General features: G+C 59.3%; 20 protein-coding genes and 1 pseudogene. 10 read left to right on the top strand and 11 right to left on the bottom strand.

The window, feature by feature from the left end:
• Positions 1–26 precede the first annotated feature (26 nt).
• Positions 27–1,508, top strand: coding sequence for an anthranilate synthase component I (gene trpE, locus CKW07_RS23265; protein ID WP_095147235.1), 1,482 nt, complete (start codon positions 27–29; stop codon positions 1,506–1,508).
• Between the two features lie 96 nt (positions 1,509–1,604).
• On the opposite strand, the gene estP is transcribed toward trpE, so the two are convergent.
• Positions 1,605–3,515, bottom strand: a complete 1,911-nt coding sequence (estP, locus tag CKW07_RS23260) for an esterase EstP (protein WP_095147234.1) — start codon at positions 3,513–3,515, stop codon at positions 1,605–1,607.
• Positions 3,516–3,909: 394 nt separating this feature from the next.
• Between estP and CKW07_RS23255 the strand changes: the two genes are divergently transcribed.
• The 4 genes from CKW07_RS23255 to CKW07_RS23240 all read left to right on the top strand — a co-directional run bounded on the left by CKW07_RS23255 (position 3,910) and on the right by CKW07_RS23240 (position 7,164).
• Positions 3,910–4,503: an aminodeoxychorismate/anthranilate synthase component II gene (locus tag CKW07_RS23255; RefSeq protein WP_095147233.1), complete on the top strand. Its 594-nt coding sequence runs from the start codon at positions 3,910–3,912 to the stop codon at positions 4,501–4,503.
• Positions 4,504–4,512: 9 nt separating this feature from the next.
• Positions 4,513–5,562: an anthranilate phosphoribosyltransferase gene (gene trpD / locus CKW07_RS23250; protein ID WP_095147232.1), complete on the top strand. Its 1,050-nt coding sequence runs from the start codon at positions 4,513–4,515 to the stop codon at positions 5,560–5,562.
• Positions 5,559–6,395, top strand: a complete 837-nt coding sequence (trpC, locus tag CKW07_RS23245; protein WP_095147231.1) for an indole-3-glycerol phosphate synthase TrpC — start codon at positions 5,559–5,561, stop codon at positions 6,393–6,395. The genes trpD and trpC overlap by 4 nt, the downstream gene beginning before the upstream one ends.
• A gap of 67 nt (positions 6,396–6,462) precedes the next feature.
• A complete protein-coding gene (locus tag CKW07_RS23240) occupies positions 6,463–7,164 on the top strand; it encodes a lipoate--protein ligase family protein (RefSeq protein ID WP_095147230.1) in 702 nt (233 codons plus the stop codon).
• Here the strand turns inward: CKW07_RS23240 and crp are convergent.
• Positions 7,161–7,805, bottom strand: coding sequence for a cAMP-activated global transcriptional regulator CRP (gene crp, locus CKW07_RS23235; protein WP_095082968.1), 645 nt, complete (start codon positions 7,803–7,805; stop codon positions 7,161–7,163). The genes CKW07_RS23240 and crp overlap by 4 nt on opposite strands.
• Before the next feature lie 236 nt (positions 7,806–8,041).
• Between crp and CKW07_RS23230 the strand changes: the two genes are divergently transcribed.
• Together CKW07_RS23230 and speD are read left to right on the top strand one after the other, a co-directional pair.
• Positions 8,042–8,464: an OsmC family protein gene (locus CKW07_RS23230; RefSeq protein WP_005792019.1), complete on the top strand. Its 423-nt coding sequence runs from the start codon at positions 8,042–8,044 to the stop codon at positions 8,462–8,464.
• Between the two features lie 238 nt (positions 8,465–8,702).
• The gene (gene speD, locus CKW07_RS23225; protein ID WP_095147229.1) at positions 8,703–9,497 is read left to right on the top strand and encodes an adenosylmethionine decarboxylase; all 795 of its coding nucleotides are present in this window, start codon (positions 8,703–8,705) and stop codon (positions 9,495–9,497) included.
• A 79-nt stretch (positions 9,498–9,576) separates the two neighbouring features.
• Here the strand turns inward: speD and coq7 are convergent, their stop codons facing one another.
• The 6 genes from coq7 to hemJ all read right to left on the bottom strand — a co-directional run bounded on the left by coq7 (position 9,577) and on the right by hemJ (position 14,090).
• Positions 9,577–10,224, bottom strand: coding sequence for a 2-polyprenyl-3-methyl-6-methoxy-1,4-benzoquinone monooxygenase (coq7, locus tag CKW07_RS23220; protein WP_095147228.1), 648 nt, complete (start codon positions 10,222–10,224; stop codon positions 9,577–9,579).
• A gap of 159 nt (positions 10,225–10,383) precedes the next feature.
• Positions 10,384–10,722 carry a histidine triad nucleotide-binding protein gene (locus CKW07_RS23215; protein ID WP_095082976.1) on the bottom strand — a complete coding sequence of 113 codons (339 nt, stop codon included), beginning with the start codon at positions 10,720–10,722 and terminating at the stop codon, positions 10,384–10,386.
• Between the two features lie 81 nt (positions 10,723–10,803).
• Positions 10,804–11,592, bottom strand: coding sequence for an SDR family oxidoreductase (locus CKW07_RS23210; RefSeq protein ID WP_095147227.1), 789 nt, complete (start codon positions 11,590–11,592; stop codon positions 10,804–10,806).
• 62 nt (positions 11,593–11,654) lie between these two features.
• Positions 11,655–12,575, bottom strand: a complete 921-nt coding sequence (locus CKW07_RS23205) for a DUF805 domain-containing protein (protein WP_095147226.1) — start codon at positions 12,573–12,575, stop codon at positions 11,655–11,657.
• 81 nt (positions 12,576–12,656) lie between these two features.
• The gene (locus tag CKW07_RS23200; RefSeq protein ID WP_095147225.1) at positions 12,657–13,625 is read right to left on the bottom strand and encodes a nitronate monooxygenase family protein; all 969 of its coding nucleotides are present in this window, start codon (positions 13,623–13,625) and stop codon (positions 12,657–12,659) included.
• Positions 13,626–13,658: 33 nt separating this feature from the next.
• Complete coding sequence (hemJ, locus tag CKW07_RS23195) at positions 13,659–14,090, bottom strand: protoporphyrinogen oxidase HemJ (RefSeq protein WP_095147224.1); 432 nt, start codon at positions 14,088–14,090, stop codon at positions 13,659–13,661.
• Positions 14,091–14,224: 134 nt separating this feature from the next.
• Here hemJ and argC point away from each other — a divergent pair, with 134 nt between their 5' ends.
• Both argC and erpA read left to right on the top strand, forming a co-directional pair.
• Positions 14,225–15,259: an N-acetyl-gamma-glutamyl-phosphate reductase gene (gene argC / locus CKW07_RS23190; protein ID WP_095082986.1), complete on the top strand. Its 1,035-nt coding sequence runs from the start codon at positions 14,225–14,227 to the stop codon at positions 15,257–15,259.
• 154 nt (positions 15,260–15,413) lie between these two features.
• Positions 15,414–15,764, top strand: coding sequence for an iron-sulfur cluster insertion protein ErpA (gene erpA, locus CKW07_RS23185; RefSeq protein WP_027617200.1), 351 nt, complete (start codon positions 15,414–15,416; stop codon positions 15,762–15,764).
• A gap of 73 nt (positions 15,765–15,837) precedes the next feature.
• Here the strand turns inward: erpA and CKW07_RS23180 are convergent, their stop codons facing one another.
• The gene (locus tag CKW07_RS23180; protein WP_095147223.1) at positions 15,838–16,929 is read right to left on the bottom strand and encodes an anhydro-N-acetylmuramic acid kinase; all 1,092 of its coding nucleotides are present in this window, start codon (positions 16,927–16,929) and stop codon (positions 15,838–15,840) included.
• A 3-nt stretch (positions 16,930–16,932) separates the two neighbouring features.
• Positions 16,933–18,351 (bottom strand): peptidoglycan DD-metalloendopeptidase family protein, encoded by a 1,419-nt coding sequence (locus tag CKW07_RS23175; protein WP_095147222.1) that lies wholly within the window; start codon positions 18,349–18,351, stop codon positions 16,933–16,935.
• Positions 18,352–18,560: 209 nt separating this feature from the next.
• Between CKW07_RS23175 and tyrS the strand changes: the two genes are divergently transcribed.
• Positions 18,561–19,760: a tyrosine--tRNA ligase gene (tyrS, locus tag CKW07_RS23170; protein WP_095147221.1), complete on the top strand. Its 1,200-nt coding sequence runs from the start codon at positions 18,561–18,563 to the stop codon at positions 19,758–19,760.
• Positions 19,761–19,882: 122 nt separating this feature from the next.
• Here tyrS and CKW07_RS25550 read toward each other — a convergent pair.
• Positions 19,883–20,078: pseudogene (locus CKW07_RS25550) on the bottom strand (hypothetical protein); the annotation flags it as partial.

Here is a 20,078-nt window from a genome sequence, read left to right as displayed (position 1 = left end):
TTGACCCTCACGCCACGAGGCACCTCATGATCCGCGAAGAATTCCTGCGTTTGGCCGCTGCCGGCTACAACCGTATCCCGCTGGCCTGCGAAACCCTTGCCGACTTCGATACACCACTGTCGATCTACCTGAAACTGGCCGATCAGCCCAATTCCTACCTGCTGGAATCGGTACAGGGCGGAGAGAAATGGGGCCGTTACTCGATCATCGGCCTGCCGTGCCGCACGGTGCTGCGGGTGCATGATCACCATGTCAGCGTGACCGTTGATGGCGTTGAGGTGGAAAGCCACGATGTCGAAGACCCGCTGGCGTTCGTCGAAACGTTCAAGGCCCGTTACAACGTGCCGACCATCGCCGGTTTGCCGCGCTTCAACGGTGGTCTGGTGGGCTACTTCGGTTACGACTGCGTACGTTACGTGGAGAAGCGCCTGGGCAAGTGCCCGAACCCGGATCCGCTGGGGGTGCCGGATATCCTGCTGATGGTGTCCGACGCGGTGGTGGTGTTCGACAACCTCGCCGGCAAGATGCACGCGATCGTGCTGGCGGATCCTTCGCAGGAAAACGCCTTTGAGCAAGGCCAGGCGCGACTTGAAGAGCTGCTGGAAAAGCTCCGTCAGCCGATTACCCCGCGCCGTGGCCTGGATTTCAGCCAGCAGCAGGCAGCGGACCCGGTGTTCCGCTCCAGCTTCACCCAGGATGATTACGAGCGTGCGGTGGACACCATCAAGGAGTACATCCTCGCCGGTGACTGTATGCAAGTGGTGCCGTCGCAACGGATGTCCATCGACTTCAAGGCCGCGCCGATCGATCTGTACCGTGCGCTGCGTTGCTTCAATCCGACGCCTTATATGTACTTCTTCAACTTCGGCGACTTCCACGTCGTTGGCAGTTCACCGGAAGTGCTGGTGCGGGTCGAAGACAACCTGATCACCGTGCGCCCGATTGCTGGCACTCGCCCACGGGGCGCCAACGAGGAAGCGGATCGGGCGCTGGAAGAAGACCTGCTGTCGGATGACAAGGAAATCGCCGAGCACCTGATGCTGATTGACCTGGGCCGTAACGACACCGGCCGCGTCTCGGAAATTGGCTCGGTGAAACTCACCGAGAAAATGGTGATCGAGCGTTATTCCAACGTGATGCACATCGTGTCCAATGTCACCGGGCAGCTGAAAGCCGGCTTGACGGCAATGGACGCGCTGCGGGCGATTCTGCCGGCCGGCACCCTGTCGGGCGCACCGAAGATTCGGGCGATGGAAATCATCGACGAACTGGAACCGGTCAAGCGGGGTGTCTACGGCGGCGCGGTGGGTTATTTCGCCTGGAACGGCAACATGGACACTGCCATTGCCATTCGTACCGCCGTGATCAAGAACGGCGAGCTTCATGTGCAAGCGGGTGGCGGCATCGTTGCCGATTCTGTGCCTGCGCTGGAATGGGAAGAAACCCTGAACAAGCGCCGCGCGATGTTCCGTGCCGTGGCCCTGGCCGAACAAACACCGCAAGGCTGATCCTGTGGCGAGCGAGCTTGCTCCCTCGCCACAAAATCCGAGGCATTAAAAAACGCTGCCCCCGTGAGGAGGCAGCGTTTTTTATTGCCCGACGCTTCAGAAGTCCAGTGCGAGTCCTACGTTGATGGCTTGCTGGGTGAAGTCATCATCCTTGCGGATGTTGTAGCCGGCACGCAACGCCAGGTCGGCGGTCAGTTTATGGCTGACGCCCAGGTTCAGGCGGTTGGTATGGGACTGCGGGGTATAGCCTTCCAGGGTGTAATGGTTGTCCGGGAGGCTGTTGAGGTTCATGGTCACGTCCTGAGTGTCGTCTTCATACTCGCGTTCGTTGGCGTACTCGCCGTACACCTGGGTTTGCGGGGTGAACTGATACTTGCCTTGCAGACCGATACCCAGGCGTCTTGAGTTACGTTTCTGGTCGTCGTAGGTCAGGGCCGTGGCGTCGTTACCGTCCTCCGAATAACCATCGACTTCGACCTTGGCAAAGTCAGCGCTGACGAACGGCGACAGGTGCCATGGGCTGCTTGCCTGTTGCGCGATGTCGTAACCGATTCGGCCGCTGGCCGCCAGCACTGTACCGTCGGTGTCTCCTTTCTCTCCTCGCTGGTTGGCGCCCAGGTCGAACTTGCGTTTGAGGCTGTCATAGTCCAGGTGCCCGGCGGTCAGGGCGCCATCGGCCCACCAGCGGTTTTGCTGGTACTGGGCGAATGCGGTGCCCATGTAGGTGTTGAGCTTGTAGTCCGAATCGTTGTTGCCGGCCTCCAGGTCCTGGCGATAGAAGCCGGCCGCGACGCCTACGCGCCACGCGTCGTTAAGGCGATAGCTGCCACCGATGTTCAGGTTGTAGCCATTGCCGTCACCACTGACGGCGCTGTTCTGGCCGTCAAAATCCAGATGCTGGCCACCGCCGGCGACGATGGCTCGCCATTGGCCAACGCCTTGCCAGTTTTCCCAGTCCGCTTGCCATTGGTTACGCAATTCATCCTGATGCGCGCGCAGTGTCCCGTGGGCCATTTCTGGCAACAGTGTCAGCTCCCAAGGTGCCGCCAGCAGGGAGTAGGCATAGTCGGCAATCAGGCGCTGTCCGGCTTCGGTCGGGTGAACCGAGTCGTTGTAGATCAGCTTGCTGGGATCGGGGGTGGCACTGTTGATACCGTATGTGGCGTTTTCCGTGCAGCCGCTGCCGCTGAAGCAGGTGGCGGTGAGGTTCTGGTCGGTGGCCAGGCCGAACTGCGCCGGATCGGCAAAGGCCTCATTGAGCAGCACTGGAATATTGAGGGGAATGACCTCGGCGTCGACGGTTTGCAGTTGCCGCACCAGCTCGCTGTTGAACTGGGCGCTGAGCTGGGAAGTAAAGGCTTGCAGCGGGCTACCGTTGATGGCCGGCGTCAGGCCAATGTCTGGCAGCAACCAGACCATGATGTACTTGGCGCCTGCACCTTGCAGGGTTTGCACGCTGTCGACCAGTCGATCAGCGGCGGCACTGGCCTGTGCTGGATTGAGTACCCGGCCTTGAAGGAAATCGTTACCGCCACCGGAGAGGTAGTAGAGCGCGTTCGGGTCGGCGCGAAAGCCGTTGGCCGGTAGATAGCCAGGCTTGGTGCGCTCGCCGGCGCTTGATGTGCTGGTGATCGAGTCAAGGATCTGGTCAGTACGGTAGCCGCCAACGGCCCAGTTGTTGCCGTCTGGCAGGCCCTGGCTGGCACGGGTGGCCGAGGTCGAGGCCGCCGTGTCGTCGGCGGAAAACCCCAGTTTGCCCCCCAGCAACTGTGTCGAGTTGGCGGAGCGCTCTTCCCCGGTGCCGTCCTTGTAAGTCGGGCCTGTGCGGTTGGTGAAGCGCTGTGTCGCACCTGCCGGGCCGCCCGGGTCGGCAAATTGCCCCGCGTCGTTGAGGCTGTCGCCAAATACAATGAAGTTCGAGTACGGGGTTGGGGCGGCATTCGCCTGGGCGCAGGCCATCGCAAGAAGACAACCCGCCAGCGGTACAATCAGCGTCTGTTTGATCATGATCAAGTCCGTTTATTTATTGTTGTATTGAACGAAACGACAGTACCAAAAACTTTTGCGCTTTTGCTATGGCCAAAGGCCGCCTCTGTTGCGTGCGCTGCGCCATATTGCACCCTCTGCTCAGCTAAGTTACTGTGCTGGAACGTATGAATGAGACCTTCCCCGTGTTGATCGTCAGCAAACTCCTGGATCAAGTCGTCAAGGCACACGCCCGTTGGCGTTGGCGCGCCTGAACTTTCTCTGCCGGCCTGGCCGGACCTGTACCGTTTTGCCTTCTTTACCCGTATGAACGACCGCTGTTGCTGAATGCCAGCAACTGACCGTGTGTAGCGCGACTGCGGGTCAATCATTCGAAGGCTGTCTTAAAAGTCAGTGAATTCAAGAGGTTCCAGCCATGTTGCTGATGATTGATAACTACGACTCCTTTACCTACAACGTTGTGCAATACCTTGGCGAGCTAGGCGCCGAGGTCAAGGTCGTGCGCAACGACGAGCTCACCATTGCCCAGCTCGAAGCGCTCAAGCCTGAGCGTATCGTGGTGTCCCCCGGCCCATGCACCCCAACCGAAGCCGGCGTGTCGATCGAAGCCATCAAGTATTTCGCCGGCAAGCTGCCAATCCTCGGTGTCTGCTTGGGGCATCAGTCCATCGGCCAGGCGTTTGGTGGTGACGTGGTACGGGCCCGCCAAGTGATGCACGGTAAGACTAGTCCGGTATTCCACGAGGACAAGGGTGTGTTCGCCGGGCTTAACCGTCCGCTGACCGTTACCCGTTATCATTCGTTGATTGTCAAACGCGAAACCCTGCCCGACTGCCTGGAACTGACCGCCTGGACCCAGCTCGAAGATGGCTCGGTCGATGAAATCATGGGCCTGCGCCACAAGACCTTGAACATCGAAGGGGTGCAATTCCACCCTGAGTCGATTCTCACCGAGCAGGGTCATGAACTGTTTGCCAACTTCCTCAAACAAACCGGCGGCACGCGCTAAGGACTTTCCATGGATATCAAGACTGCCCTGAGCCGTATCGTCGGCCATCTGGACCTGAGCACTGAGGAAATGCGCGATGTGATGCGCGAAATCATGACCGGGCAATGCTCGGATGCGCAGATTGGCGCGTTCATGATGGCCATGCGGATGAAGAGCGAGAGCATCGACGAGATCGTGGGTGCGGTATCGGTCATGCGCGAGCTGGCAGACAAGGTCGAGCTGAAAACCCTCGACGGCGTTGTCGATGTGGTGGGTACGGGCGGCGACGGGGCGAACATCTTCAACGTGTCGACCGCGTCCTCCTTTGTGGTGGCCGCGGCCGGTTGCACCGTTGCCAAGCATGGTAACCGTGCGGTCTCCGGCAAGAGCGGCAGCGCCGACCTGCTGGAGGCAGCCGGGATCTACCTGAACCTGACGCCTGTGCAAGTGGCACGCTGCATCGACAACGTTGGTATTGGTTTCATGTTTGCCCAATCCCATCACAGTGCGATGAAATACGCCGCAGGTCCACGCCGCGATCTGGGTCTGCGCACGCTGTTCAACATGCTCGGCCCGCTTACGAATCCGGCCGGTGTGAAGCACCAGGTCGTGGGTGTGTTCAGTCAGGCATTGTGCCGGCCGTTGGCCGAGGTCTTGCAACGCCTGGGCAGTAAACATGTGCTGGTGGTGCATTCGAAGGACGGCCTGGACGAGTTCAGCCTGGCAGCCCCGACCTTTGTCGCGGAACTGAAAGACGACCGGATCAGCGAGTACTGGGTCGAACCAGAGGATTTGGGCATGAAGAGTCAGAGCCTGCATGGTCTGGCGGTGGAAAGCCCGGCAGCCTCGCTGGAGCTGATTCGCGATGCGCTGGGGCGTCGCAAAACCGAAAACGGTCAGAAAGCCGCGGAAATGATCGTGCTCAATGCCGGTGCCGCGCTGTACGCCGCTGATCATGCCAGCAGCCTGAGAGAAGGCGTGGCCCTGGCTCACGACGCTCTGCATACGGGGCTGGCACGAGAAAAACTTGAAGAATTGGGTGCGTTTACCGCGGTATTCAGAGTGGAGAATGAGGCATGAGTGTACCGACGGTGCTGGAAAAGATTCTCGCCCGCAAGGTTGAGGAAGTGGCCGAGCGCAGCGCGCGCGTGACACTGGCCGAGGTCGAAGTGCTGGCCAAGGCCGCGGACGCGCCTCGTGGTTTTGCCCAGGCGTTGCTGGCCCAGGCCAGGCTCAAGCAGCCAGCGGTGATTGCCGAAATCAAGAAGGCTTCACCCAGCAAGGGCGTGATTCGCGAGAATTTCGTACCGGCAGAGATTGCCCGCAGCTATGAGAAGGGCGGCGCGACCTGCTTGTCGGTGCTCACCGATATCGACTACTTCCAGGGCGCGGACATCTACCTGCAACAGGCTCGCGCCGCGTGCAAGCTGCCGGTCATCCGCAAGGATTTCATGATCGATCCGTACCAGATCGTTGAAGCCCGCGCACTGGGCGCCGATTGCGTACTGCTGATCGTTGCCGCGCTGGACGATGTGAAAATGGCCGAACTGGCCTCTGTCGCCAAAGGCGTGGGGCTCGACGTGCTGGTGGAAGTCCACGACGGTGATGAGCTGGAGCGGGCATTGAAAGTGCTCGATACTCCGTTGGTCGGGGTGAACAACCGCAACCTGCACACCTTTGACGTCAGCCTGGAAACTACCCTCGACCTGTTGCCGCGCATCCCGCGTGATCGCCTGGTCATCACCGAAAGTGGCATCCTCAACCGCGCCGATGTCGAGCTGATGGAAATCAGCGAGGTGTACTCGTTCCTGGTGGGCGAAGCCTTCATGCGCGCCGAGAATCCGGGCGCGGAACTGCAGCGCTTGTTCTTTCCGGAGCGTGGCGTGCCCGTCAGCGGCTCTACACTCGACTGAACCTGACTCAATCAAGAAGCCGGCAATGCCGGCTTTTTTGTAGCCACAGACAAGGATTCTCACTGCCATGACTCAACCCATTGCCTTGACCGTCGAAGCCGGACTGCAAGCTGAGCAGGACCTGTTGGCGACGGTGTGTGCCGGCGCCCAGGAGTTCGGCTTGTTGTTTTGGCAGCCGAGTGATCGTGCGCTGGTCATGCCCAGGCGCTTGAGTCGCTTGCCGGGGTTCGACGTGGCATGCCAGGCGTCGGCGGCGAATGGCTGGCCGGTGCTGCTGCGCGAAACCGGTGGTGAACCGGTGCCGCAGTCGGCGGCGACCATCAACATCGCACTGGTCTACGCGCCGCCGCGCAGTGAAGGGGATCATGGGCGTATCGAAACGGCTTATCGGCGGTTGTGCGATCCGATTTGCCAGTTGCTGACGGAATTGGGTGGCCATGCATCGCTGGGTGAAGTCGAAGGCGCTTTCTGTGACGGGCGTTTCAACGTCAATCTAGACGGGCGCAAGATGGTCGGTACGGCTCAGCGCTGGCGCCAGAGCAAGGGCGGGCAACGTCCGGTCGGGTTGGTGCATGGGGCATTGTTGCTGGACGACGAACGCGAGTCGATGGTGGCGGCGGTAAACCGCTTCAACGAAGTCTGCGGCCTGGAGCAGCGGGTGCGGGCGCAGAGTCATATCGCCCTGCACGAACACTTCGCCGCGCCCCATGCGGTCGAGCGTCTGGACAGTCTGTACCGGGAGATGCTGGCCGAGATGCTGCCGGCTTAACGGGTGCCGAACACGACCATGGTTTTACCTTTGACGTCGACCAGATTGCGCTCTTCCAGGTCCTTGAGCACGCGTCCGACCATTTCCCGCGAGCAACCGACGATGCGCCCGATTTCCTGGCGGGTGACTTTGATCTGCATGCCGTCAGGGTGGGTCATGGCGTCGGGTTGCTTGCACAACTCCAGCAGGCAGCGGGCGACGCGGCCCGTGACGTCGAAGAACGCCAGGTCGCCGACCTTGCGCGTGGTATTGCGCAGGCGTTGGGCAATCTGACCGCTGAGCACGTACAGAATGTCCGGATCTTGCTGGGACAACTCGCGGAATTTGCAGTAGCTGATCTCGGCCACTTCGCACTCGACCTTGGCGCGAACCCAGGCACTGCGTTCCTGCTCATGGCCTGCTTGCTCGAACAGCCCCAGTTCCCCGAAGAAGTCCCCTGCGTTGAGGTAGGCGATGATCATTTCCCGCCCGTCATCATCCTCGATCAGGATGGTCACTGAACCCTTGATGATGAAGAACAAGGTGTCGGAACGATCGCCGGCGCAAATGATGTTGCTCTTGGCCTGGTACCGACGGCGCTGGCAATGCATCAACAGTTTGTCGAGGTTCTTGATTTTGGGTGTTGGGGTAACAGCAACCATGGTTGTATCCCGAAAAGACTTCACGGTGTGGTGTGTTTTTTTTATGTGCCGCGGATGACGGTCGCGCAAAGGCGGGTCGGGCGTCAGTGATTTGGCGCCAGCTTACCAGACGCATTCCGTCGTTATTCGAGAATTTATCAATCGCGATGGCGTCGTGTAGGCGCTCAAGCTGGCGGCTGTCAATCGAAGGCCCTGTGCTAAGCTGGCGACCCTTTTTTTACAGTGGAGTCTGGGCGATGAAGGCACGCATCCAATGGGCTGGCGAAGCCATGTTCCTCGGTGAATCCGGCAGCGGTCACGTCGTGGTCATGGACGGTCCGCCCGAGGCTGGTGGTCGTAACCTGGGCGTTCGGCCGATGGAAATGCTCCTGCTCGGTGTCGGTGGTTGCAGCAACTTCGACGTGGTCAGCATTCTGAAAAAGTCTCGCCAGGCCGTGGAGAGTTGCGAAGCGTTCCTGGAAGCCGAGCGCGCGACTGAAGATCCGAAAGTCTTCACCAAAATCCATATGCATTTTGTGGTCAAGGGCCGGGCGCTGAAAGAAGCCCAGGTCAAACGCGCTATCGAGCTGTCGGCCGAGAAGTATTGCTCGGCCTCGATCATGCTCGGTGCGGCCGGCGTTGCCATCACCCACGACTACGAAATCATCGAGTTGGGTTGAATCGACATTCAACTATCATAAAAGCAGTGCAGACTCTGGCGATCACTGGCCCAGGTCTGCATAATGCGCCACTTTTTTCAGGGCAGTGATCGGTCGGTCGACAGGTCACCCACCCGAACAGACAACCAAAATCGCCATCGCGAAGAGGTGTTAACCGTCCTACGCAGGTGCGTTGTTCGCATCTGACGGGCATGCTTGATCACGCGGCCGGGCCGCATACACAGAGAGTTTTTAAACGGTGAAAAGCAAACTCAAGCTCCATGGGTTCAATAACCTGACAAAGACCTTGAGCTTCAACATCTATGACATCTGCTACGCGGAAACCCCGCAAGACCAGCAGGCGTATGTCGAATACATCAACCAGATGTACGACGCCGAACGTCTCACGCAGATCCTCACGGAAGTTGTCGATATCATTGGTGCCAACATCCTGAACATCGCCCGTCAGGATTACGATCCCCAAGGCGCCAGCGTGACCATTCTGATCTCCGAGGAACCGGTGACACCCACCGAGAGCCAGATCGAAGAGTCGCCGGGTCCGATACCCGAAATCATCCTGGCCCACCTCGACAAGAGCCACATCACGGTGCATACCTACCCGGAAATCCATCCGGTGGACGGTATTGCAACCTTCCGTGTGGATATCGACGTGTCGACGTGCGGGGTCATTTCACCGCTTAAGGCGCTCAACTTCCTGATTCACCAGTTCGAGTCGGATATCGTCACCGTGGATTACCGCGTTCGTGGCTTTACCCGTGATGTCGAAGGCAAGAAGCACTTCATCGATCACGAGATCAACTCGATCCAGAACTACCTTTCCGATGATACCCGCGACGGTTACCAGATGACCGACGTGAACGTGTACCAGGAAAACATGTTCCACACCAAGATGCTGCTCAAGGACTTCGAACTGGATAACTACCTGTTCGGCGACGCCACCAGCAACCTGTCGACGGAGCAGCGTGCTCAGGTGACCGAGCGTGTGAAACACGAAATGCTCGAGATCTTCTACGCGCGCAACATGCCGAGCTGACTCTTGAAGTAGAGAAGGTTCGAGCAAAAGGAAAGGGCGCTGAATCAGCGCCCTTTTTTGTGTTCGTCAATTGACGGAATCAGATGCGGTAGGTGCTCTTGGTCATGACCTTGGCCAGCAGGCTCATGCCGAATTTCACCGGTGCGGGGAAGCGAAAGCCACCGGCATCCAGCGCACTTTCCGCATGCTGTTCTTCGTCGATGCGCATCTGCTCAAGAATGGCCCGGGACTTCTCGTCCTCGGCGGGCAGTTGTTCCAGGTGTTCGTTCAAGTGCTTGCACACCTGGTCTTCCGTCGCGGCGACGAAACCGAGGCTGACTTTATCGCTGATCAACCCGGCGACGGCACCAATGCCGAACGACATGCCGTAGAACAACGGGTTGAGGATGCTGGTGTGGCTGCCGAGCTGATGGATGCGCTGTTCGCACCACACCAGGTGATCGATCTCTTCTTCCGCCGCATGCTCCATGGCAGCTCGCACTCGCGGCAGCTTGGCGGTCAGGGCCTGCCCCTGGTACAGCGCCTGGGCGCAGACTTCACCGGTATGGTTGATGCGCATCAGGCCGGCGACGTGACGGGTGTCTTCGTCGCTCATTTTCGCATCGGGCTGCAGGATGGCGGGCGAAGGGCGATAAGGCTGGCCACTGAAAGGCAGCAAAGTGCGCATCGCGGTGTCGGCTTGCAACAGAAGACGGTCAATGGGCGAGTAGTGACGTTGGGTAGTCATGCTGACCTCCGGGAAGAATCTCGGTGGCCAGTTTACCGCAATCGGCCGGTGATGGTTTGCGCTGGGTCATTGCAGAAGACCACCAGGCATTGGCAGATACTGGTTTTGTGGCGAGGGAGCTTGCTCCCTCACCACGGAAAATCCGAGCCGGTCCGCAAATCAGCCCGGCGGCCAGTGCATCTGGCGCTGACCCAGTACGTGCATATGGATGTGGTAGACGGTTTGCCCGCCCAGCTGATTGCAGTTCATCACCACGCGAAAACCTTCTTCGCAGCCCAGTTCCAGTGCCAGGCGTTGGGCGGTGAACAGAATGTGTCCGGCCAGTGCCTTGTCGTCCTCGGTGAGGTCGTTGAGGGTACGAACCGGCTTTTTCGGGACGACCAGAAAATGCACGGGGGCCTGTGGGGCGATGTCGTGGAAGGCCAGAACCTGGTCATCCTCGTAAATGATCTTGGCAGGTATTTCTCTGTTGATGATCTTGGTGAACAGAGTATCCACAGCTGTTTCTCCATGTTGATGGGCCGGGCTGAGTGTACTGAAGGGGATGTACTCGCGCCCAGCCTTTTACGGTGATCGAGTTCAGCGCGGGCAATAGGCCTTGTTGATCATGCCCACGATGGTTCGCGTGAGCCAGCGCGAACCCAGGCGCGGCAGGAAGGCGACCCAGCGATTGCGGCGACCGGGGATGATAATGGCGCGGTTTTTCTCCAGGGCTCGTACCGTGTACAGCGCCACTTCCTCGGGGCTCATCAACAGCTTGCTGTTGCCGAGCTTGTTGTCGTCGAGCTGGGCGGTGCGGAAGAATGCCGTACGGGTCGGGCCGGGACACAGTACCGAGACCTTGACCGCGCATTTTTTCAGTTCTACCCGCAAACCTTCCGAGAAGTGCAGCACATAGGCCTTGCTGGCGTAGTAGGTGCTCATCCACGGGCCCGGGTTGAAGGCGGCCACGGAGGCCACGTTGAGAATCTGCCCGCCACCCTGCAAGGCCATGCTGTTGCCGATGGCATGGCACAGGCGGGTCAGGGCCAGAATGTTCACTTCGATCAGGTCCTGCTCGGTCATCCAGTCCTGTGCGAGAAACGGGCCGCAGGTACCGATGCCGGCGCAGTTGACCAACAGGTCGATCTGTCGATCACCTTCTTCGAGCTCCAGCAGAAAGCCGGACAGGCGCAGTGGCTCGCCCAGGTCGCAGGCGCGAAACAGCACCTCGACGCCAAAGCGCTGGGTCAGTTCGATCGCGATGCTTTCAAGCTGATCACGTTGGCGGGCCACCAGTATCAGGCTGCGGCCACGACGCGCCAGTGCTTCGGCCATGGCCAGGCCAATGCCGCTGGAAGCACCAGTGATCAGAGCGTAACGGGTCATGCAGTTCTCCATCGCAACGGCTCGCGGCCTGTGGACAGAGAGGTCACAGGTATCAAGCGCGTTTATTCTTTCTCATAGTCTACAGGGGGCAGGGGGGCTTGCGCCGCGCCGTCTGCTTCAACCTTGTCAGTCAACGGGCTACTTTCGTAGCGGCTGCCCAGGGCGTTTTCATATTCTTCGGACAGGCCGGCGAGGCCCCCAGCCAGCGCGCCGACAACGGTCAGCACAATCACAACCAGCCACAGCGCGCTCAGCACTTTGACGGCGGTGCTGTTGGGTGGCTGTGGAGGGCCGTAGCGGTTAGCTCCGTCATTGCCCGGGATGACTGCCAGCGCCAACGGAAAAAGGCCGCCCACAAACGGTACCAGATTCAAGAACCACAACCAGCCTGACCACCCCAGGTCGTGCAAGCGTTGCACGCTGATGGTGATATTCACATAGAAGTAAGCCAGCAAGGCGACGACACAAACAAGTGCGCCCAACACCCGTTGATCGTCGGCCAGCAACCCTAATCCGAGGGTGCCGGCAACGGCACCAATGATCATTAGGGCGGCCAGGGACCAGGCGAGATAACGCAGGCGACCGATTCGTCCCTGGACGCTGAACACCTTGAGTTCGGAAAACGCTGGCAAGGCCTCACCCACTGGAGCACGGGGAGGTGCATAAGGAGACGCATCACGCTCGGGCGCGACTGGCGCCACAGGGCTGGCAGGGGGTGGCTGGACGTCGGTCAGGTTGAGCTCGATGGCCGGTTCGGCTTCGATACGCGCATCAATGCCGGTTTTCGACAGCGCATTGAGATAGGTATGAGCGTCCGCCTGGGACAGGTCGCGCTTGAGTGTCACGGGGTTGCCGGTGAAGAGCCGATCGATGGCGGTGACGTCGCTTTTGAAGAGCGCCGCGAGGTTGAGTTTGGCCGTGGTGATGTCGACCCCTGGCAGCAGGGCTCCGTCGAAGACAATCTTGAAACGGTTTTCGCTCATGCCTGGGCTTCCTTGTCACGCGTCTGGGGGGTAGTGCAGGGCAGTTTAGGCCAGCCGGAACCGGCTGGCCCGAGGTTTACGTTAACGCGGCCAGCGATTGGGTAGCCGGGCGGCGAATGCCTGAGCCTCGCGGTACTCGGCATCCAGCCGGGCGACCAGCTCATCAACGCTTGGCAGGTCGTCGATCTCACCGACACCCTGGCCGGCCGACCAGACGGTTTTCCAGGCTTTCGCTTCATCGCTCACAGGCTTGAGCTTGGCGCCGAAGTTGATTTCACCCTTGCCTTGCAGCGCATCGATATCAAAACCGGCGTTGAGCAGGCTTTGACGCATGAAGCTGGCTGGAACGCCGGATACCGCTGGCGTATGGACAATGTCGGCGGCTCTGGAAGACAGCAGCATCGCTTTGTAAGCTTCGGGTGCATGACTTTCAGTGGTGCCGATAAAACGTGTGCCAAAGTAGGCCAGATCCGCCCCGAGCAGTTGCGCGGCGAGAATCTCATGGCCGTGGTTCAGGCAGCCGGCCAGCAGCAGGGTTTTGTCGAAGAACTGGCGGATCTCGGCGATCAGCGAGAACGGGCTCCAGGTACCGGCGTGACCACCGGCGCCTGCGGCAACAGCGATCAGGCCATCGACACCGGCTTCGGCCGCCTTCTCGGCATGACGACGGGTCGTCACGTCGTGAAATACCAGGCCGCCGTAGCTATGCACCGCATCAACCAATTCCTTCACCGCGCCCAGGCTGGTGATCACGATGGGCACTTTGTGCTCGATGCAGATCTTCAGGTCCGCTTCCAGTCGCGGATTACTGTGGTGAACGATCAGGTTTACGGCATAGGGCGCCGGGTTCTCCAATAACGCCAGTCCCGCCTCGATCTCCTCCAGCCACGCCTTGAAGCCGCTGCTTTCACGCTGGTTAAGCGCAGGAAAGCTGCCGACCACGCCATTGCGGCAGCAGGCGAGTACCAACTGAGGGTTGGAAATCAGGAACATGGGCGCGGCCACGACAGGCAGGCGCAACTGTTGTTCGAGCAAAGCGGGCAGCGACATTGGAAGTACCCCGAGTGAATGTGACCTGTAGGTTTAGAACGGCCGTACGACGACCAGAATTACAATAGCCAGTAACATCAGAACCGGGACTTCATTGAACCAGCGATAGAAGACATGGCTGCGGGTGTTCTCGCCACGGGCAAAACGCTTCACCTGCGCGCCGCACATATGGTGGAAGCCAATCAGTAGCACCACCAGCGTCAGTTTGGCATGCATCCAGCCGCCCTGAGCGAAGTAGGCACCGGGATTGAGGCTGATCAGCCAGCCGCCGAAGATCAGCGTGGCAATCATCGCCGGCCCCATGATCCCCCGATACAGCTTGCGCTCCATGACGCTGAAGCGCTCCTTGCTGATGCTGTCCTCGCTTTGGGCGTGGTAAACGAACAGGCGCGGCAAGTAAAACAGGCCGGCAAACCAACAGACGACACTGATGATGTGAAAAACTTTGAGCCACAGATAAAGCATTTTTAGTTGTTCCCAGGTTCACGGTAACGAGATAGTAGAGGCTTGAGCCTCCGTACGTCACCTTGACGGTTGTCGCAGGCCCGGGCGCACCCTATCATCGACGGCTTTCCAGTGGGTTCGTTGAGGGCAGGTTTATGGTCAAGGTCGGTATCGTCGGCGGCACGGGTTACACCGGTGTCGAATTGCTGCGTCTGTTGGCACAGCATCCGCAAGCAGAAGTGGTCGTGATCACTTCCCGATCCGAGGCCGGCCTGGCCGTTGCCGACATGTACCCGAACCTGCGCGGTCACTACGACGGCCTGGCGTTCAGCGTTCCGGACGTCAAGACCCTGGGTGCTTGCGACGTGGTGTTCTTCGCCACGCCCCATGGTGTGGCTCACGCGTTGGCGGGCGAATTGCTCGCGGCCGGGACCAAGGTCATCGACCTGTCGGCCGACTTCCGCCTGCAGGACGCCGATGAGTGGGCCAAGTGGTACAACCAGCCGCACGGTGCGCCAGAACTGCTGGAGGAGGCTGTTTACGGCCTGCCGGAAGTCAATCGTGAGCAGATCAAGCAGGCTCGCCTGATTGCTGTGCCAGGGTGCTACCCGACCGCCACGCAATTGGGTTTTTTGCCCTTGCTCGAAGCCGGTCTGGCCGATACCACGCGCCTGATCGCTGACTGTAAATCCGGCGTCAGCGGTGCCGGTCGTGGCGCGGCCGTCGGTTCGCTGTACTCCGAGACTTCGGAAAGCATGAAGGCCTACGCGGTAAAAGGGCATCGTCACCTGCCTGAAATTCGCCAGGGCCTGCGCCGCGCGGCGGGTAAAGACGTGGGGCTGACCTTCGTTCCGCACCTGACACCAATGATTCGCGGTATCCACTCCACGCTCTATGCCACCGTTGTCGACCGTTCGGTGGACTTGCAGGCGCTGTTTGAAAAGCGTTATGCCAACGAGCCGTTCGTCGATGTCATGCCGGCCGGCAGCCATCCGGAAACCCGTAGCGTGCGGGGTGCCAACGTTTGCCGAATTGCGGTTCACCGTCCACAGGATGGCGATCTGGTGGTGGTCCTGTCGGTGATTGACAACCTGGTCAAGGGCGCGTCCGGTCAGGCGGTGCAGAACCTAAACATCCTGTTTGGCCTGGATGAGCGACTGGGGCTGTCTCACGCCGGGATGTTGCCGTAAGAACAGCCATAAGCTGCAAGCTTGAAGCTACAAGCTTGCAGCTCAGTATTTGTAGCTTGCCGCTGCTCCTAGAATAGTTGACCGATTTTCTGGGAGAAGCGGATAATGCGCGTCATCACGCATTATGGCGGCGTAACGCCGGGAGATAGTCAGCATGAGCGTCGAATCCTTCACCCCCACGGCTTTGCAATTCACCCACGGTGCCGCGCACAAGGTGAAGAGCCTGGTCGATGAAGAGGGTAATGATCGCTTGAAGCTGCGCGTATTCGTTACGGGCGGCGGTTGTTCAGGGTTTCAGTACGGCTTTACCTTCGATGAAGAAGTGGCTGATGACGACACCATCGTCGAGCGCGAGGGTGTCAGCCTGGTCGTCGATCCGATGAGCTATCAGTACCTGGCCGGTGCCGAGGTGGATTATCAGGAAGGTCTGGAAGGTTCGCGGTTTGTGATCAAGAACCCGAACGCGACCACGACCTGTGGCTGCGGTTCTTCGTTCTCGATCTGATCGATCCGGGCAGTATCAGCGGTACTCAGCGCCGCATGGCTTCACGGCCATGCGGCGTTTTGCTGTCTGCTGTTCAGGCGGGATAGATGGCGCCAAGCACCCGCAGACCGCGTGCGCCGGTGACGCTTGGACGGTTGGCCGGAATGCTTTCGAGGCAGCAGTGGGCCAGCCAGGCGAAGGCCATGGCTTCGACCCAGTCCGGATCTACGCCGTAAGCGGCAGTACTGTCGACCTGGGCATTGGGCAGCAGGCTGGCGAGGCGAGCCATCAGCGTCGTGTTATGGGCGCCGCCGCCGCACACCAGCAGTTCCTGCGTGTCGGCCTGTGCCGCTTGTAGAGACTCGACGATGGTCAGTGCAGTCAATTCCAGCAAGGTGGCTTGCACGTCTTGCGCTGCGAACACGGGAAGTCGTGCCAGGTGCTGTGTCAGCCAGTGCAGGTTGAACACTTCGCGGCCGGTGCTTTTCGGGCCCTTGGTCAGGAAGAACGGGTCACTGAGCAAGGCTTTGAGCAAGGTCGGCTCGACTGTGCCGCTCGCCGCCCATTGGCCATCGCGGTCGAACGTTTCGTTGCGTTGCTGATGGATCCAGGCGTCCAGCAGGACATTCCCGGGGCCACAGTCAAAGCCCGAGACCGGCTTGGCAGTCTCGATCAGGCTCAGGTTGCTGAAGCCGCCCACGTTCAGAACCGCACGGTTGCCCCCGCGTTGTTCAAACAAGGCTTCATGAAAGGCCGGAACGAGGGGGGCGCCTTGCCCGCCAGCCGCCACATCGCGGCTACGGAAGTCACTGACGACGGTGATACCGGTCAATTCGGTGAGCTGGGCAGGGTTACCGATCTGAACGGTAAAGCCCCGCGCCGGCTCGTGACGAATGGTCTGGCCGTGGCTGCCGATGGCCCGGATATCAGCGGCGCTGAGCTGTTGATCGGTCAGGAGGGCATTGATGCCCTGGGCGGCCAGTGCGACCCAGTGCTGCTGGGCAATCGCGGAGCGGGCAATCTCGTCGGGCCCGCTGGCACACAAGCCGAGCAGCTCGGTGCGCAGGGAGTCGGGCATCGGGATGTAGTGCGTGGCGATCAGCCTGATCGCCGTTGTTTGCTCGATCAGCGCAATGTCCAGGCCGTCAAGGCTGGTACCGGACATCACGCCTATATAGAGCGCCATGGCTTAGCGCTTGCTCGAAGCCAGCATCGTGGCCTTTTCTTGATCCATGCGCGCCATCAGCGGCTGGCTCTGTTGCAGGAAGCGCGCACGTTCGTTCTTGGCGATCGGGTCTGCCATCGGCAGCTTCTGGCCCAGAGGGTCGACGTGAACGCCGTTGACCTGGAACTCATAGTGCAGGTGCGGACCGGTCGAGAGGCCGGTGGTGCCGATGTAACCGATCACCTGGCCCTGCTTGACGCTACCGCCGGTCTTCACGCCTTTGGCGAAGCCTTGCATGTGGCCGTACAGGGTCTGGTAGGAATTGCCGTGCTGGATGATCACGGTATTGCCGTATCCACCGCGACGGCCAGCCAGCAGCACTTTACCGTCGCCGGCCGCCTTGATCGGCGTGCCACGAGGGGCGGCGTAATCGACGCCTTTGTGGGCGCGTATTTTGTTCAGAATTGGATGCTTGCGTCCCATGGAGAAACGCGAGCTAATACGGGCGAAGTCCACCGGCGTGCGAATGAACGCCTTGCGCATGCTGTTGCCATCGGCGGTGTAGTAGCTGCTGTTGCCTTGCTTGTTGGTGTAGCGCACGGCGGTGTAGGTCTTGCCGCGGTTAGTGAAGCGGGCGGACAGGATCGGGCCGTTGCCGACGGCTTTGCCGTTGACGACTTTCTGTTCGTAGATCACATCGAATTCGTCGCCCTGGCGAATGTCCTGGGCAAAGTCGACGTCGTAGCCAAACACGCTGGCCATGTCCATGGTCAGGCTATGGGACAGGCCTGCGCGAGCGGCGGACTGCGACAGCGAGCTGTTGATCACGCCGTGCACATAGGCGGAGCGCACGGTTGGCTTGGCCGTGGTGCGGCTGAAGGTATAGCCCTTGGCGTTCTTGCTCAGGCTGATGCTGTCAAGATCGCTGACCTTGCTGTGCAGCTGGGTGAGCTGGCCGTCGGGGTCGAGTTCGAACTCGAGCTTCTGGCCGCGTTTAAGCCGGGTGAACTGCTTGGCTTGCTTGTCGCTGGCCAGGATTTCGCTCGCCAGCGTGGAGGGCAGGCCTACTTTTTCAAACAGCGTGGAAAGCGTGTCACCTTTGGCGACTATGACTTCCTTGTGGCTGGGGCTTTTCTTTTCTTCAATCACTGGTGCCGGGGCGGCTTGAGCCGTCTGCGGGGTGTCGTCGATGCTGTTTTCAATCTGAGCGAAGGGAGATTGTACGGGGTCGTTTGTGGCTTGAACGGCGTCAGCAGCGTCTTGATCTTGTGTCAGTTGTTCAACAGGGCTTTCCAGTTCAAGGTTCAGGGTTGTCTTTTTGGCTTCGACGTCACTGGATGGAAACACCAGGAGTGCCAGGCTGAGCAGGGCGGCAATGCCACTTGCCGCGAGCAGGTGAGTCTTCGGATAAAGCGGAGGCGCTTTAGACGGTTCTGTGGTCATAGGTAATTTGACTTTGGAAAAGATGATATGGAAAAAATGAATAACAAGATGAAGATGAAATAACTGTATAAAATATAACCAAATCGCCTTTTAAGCAAGCCGCGGATGCTCTGTTCGTGGATTGATGCCCGTGCGCCGGGCAAAACTTGTATTTGGTGCGCGATCTTGTATGGTTGGTTCCCTTTGAATCTGAGCCTTGCAGGTTGGTTATGAAGTCGGTTGAAGAGCAGCTAGCGCTGATCAAACGTGGTGCGGAAGAATTGTTGGTCGAGTCCGAGCTGGTCGAGAAGCTCAAGCGCGGCCAGCCGCTGCGTATTAAGGCTGGCTTCGATCCGACCGCGCCGGATCTGCACCTGGGTCATACGGTGCTTATTAATAAGCTGCGTCAGTTCCAGGATCTGGGGCATCAGGTCATCTTCCTGATTGGTGACTTCACCGGGATGATCGGTGATCCGAGCGGCAAGAGTGCTACGCGTCCGCCGTTGACTCGCGAGCAGGTTCTCGAGAATGCCGAGACCTACAAGACTCAGGTATTCAAGATCCTTGATCCGGCCAAGACCGAGGTGGCGTTCAACTCCACCTGGATGGATCAAATGGGGCCGGCGGACTTCATTCGCCTGACCTCGCAGTACACCGTGGCTCGCATGCTCGAGCGCGATGACTTCAACAAGCGTTACTCGACCAACCAGCCTATCGCTATTCATGAGTTCCTGTATCCGCTGGTTCAGGGCTATGACTCGGTGGCGTTGCGCGCGGACGTCGAGTTGGGCGGCACGGACCAGAAGTTCAACCTGCTGATGGGGCGTGAGTTGCAGCGCAGCTATGGTCAGGAAGCTCAGTGCATTTTGACCATGCCTCTGCTTGAAGGTCTGGATGGCGTGAAGAAGATGTCCAAGTCCCTGGGCAACTACGTCGGTATCCAGGAGGCGCCGGGCGTCATGTACGGCAAGCTGGTGTCGATTCCGGATGTGCTGATGTGGCGCTATTTCGAATTGCTCAGCTTCCGTTCGATGGATGACATCGATGCCTTGCGCGCGGATGTCGAGGCGGGCGCGAATCCGCGGGACATCAAGATCAAGCTGGCTGAAGAGATCGTTGCGCGCTTCCATGGTGAAGAGGCTGCGGCGAACGCTCATCGTGCGGCGGGTAATCGCATGAAGGAAGGCGAGTTGCCGGATGATTTGCCTGAGATCGAGCTGTTCGCTGCCGAGGATATGCCTATTGCGGCTGTCCTTAATAAAGCAGGGTTGGTGAAGAACTCGGCGGTGGCTCGTGATCTGCTGGGTTCGGGTGGTGTGCGTATCGATGGCGAGGTGGTTGATCGCTCCTTTATATACGTACTGGGCGCGACCCACGTTTGCCAGGCTGGCAAGAAGGCATTTGCTCGCATTACGCTCAAATCCGAATAAAGCTGAAATAAGGGGTTGACGGCGGATTTTATCTGTCTATAATTCGCCCCACTTCCGGCGCAGTCGAAACGGAAAACTCCTTGGTAAACAAAGAGTTACGCAGTTTTCGGCAGCAAGTTGCTTCAGGTCATCGAAGTCGAAAGGAAGTTGAAAAAGAGGTGTTGACAGCAGTGTGTAACGCTGTAGAATCCGCCTCCCGCTGACGAGAGATCGAAAGCGCAAGTGGTTGAAGTTGCAAAGGATTCTTTGAAAGCTTCTGAAAATAACCACTTGACAGCAACAGAGGCTGCTGTAGAATGCGCCTCTCGGTTGAGATGA

Origin of the sequence: Pseudomonas sp. Irchel s3b6, assembly GCF_900187415.1 — a bacterium.
Taxonomy (GTDB): domain Bacteria; phylum Pseudomonadota; class Gammaproteobacteria; order Pseudomonadales; family Pseudomonadaceae; genus Aquipseudomonas.
Note: the sequence above shows the minus strand (reverse complement) of the source record. Positions and strands in the feature narration are given on the sequence as shown.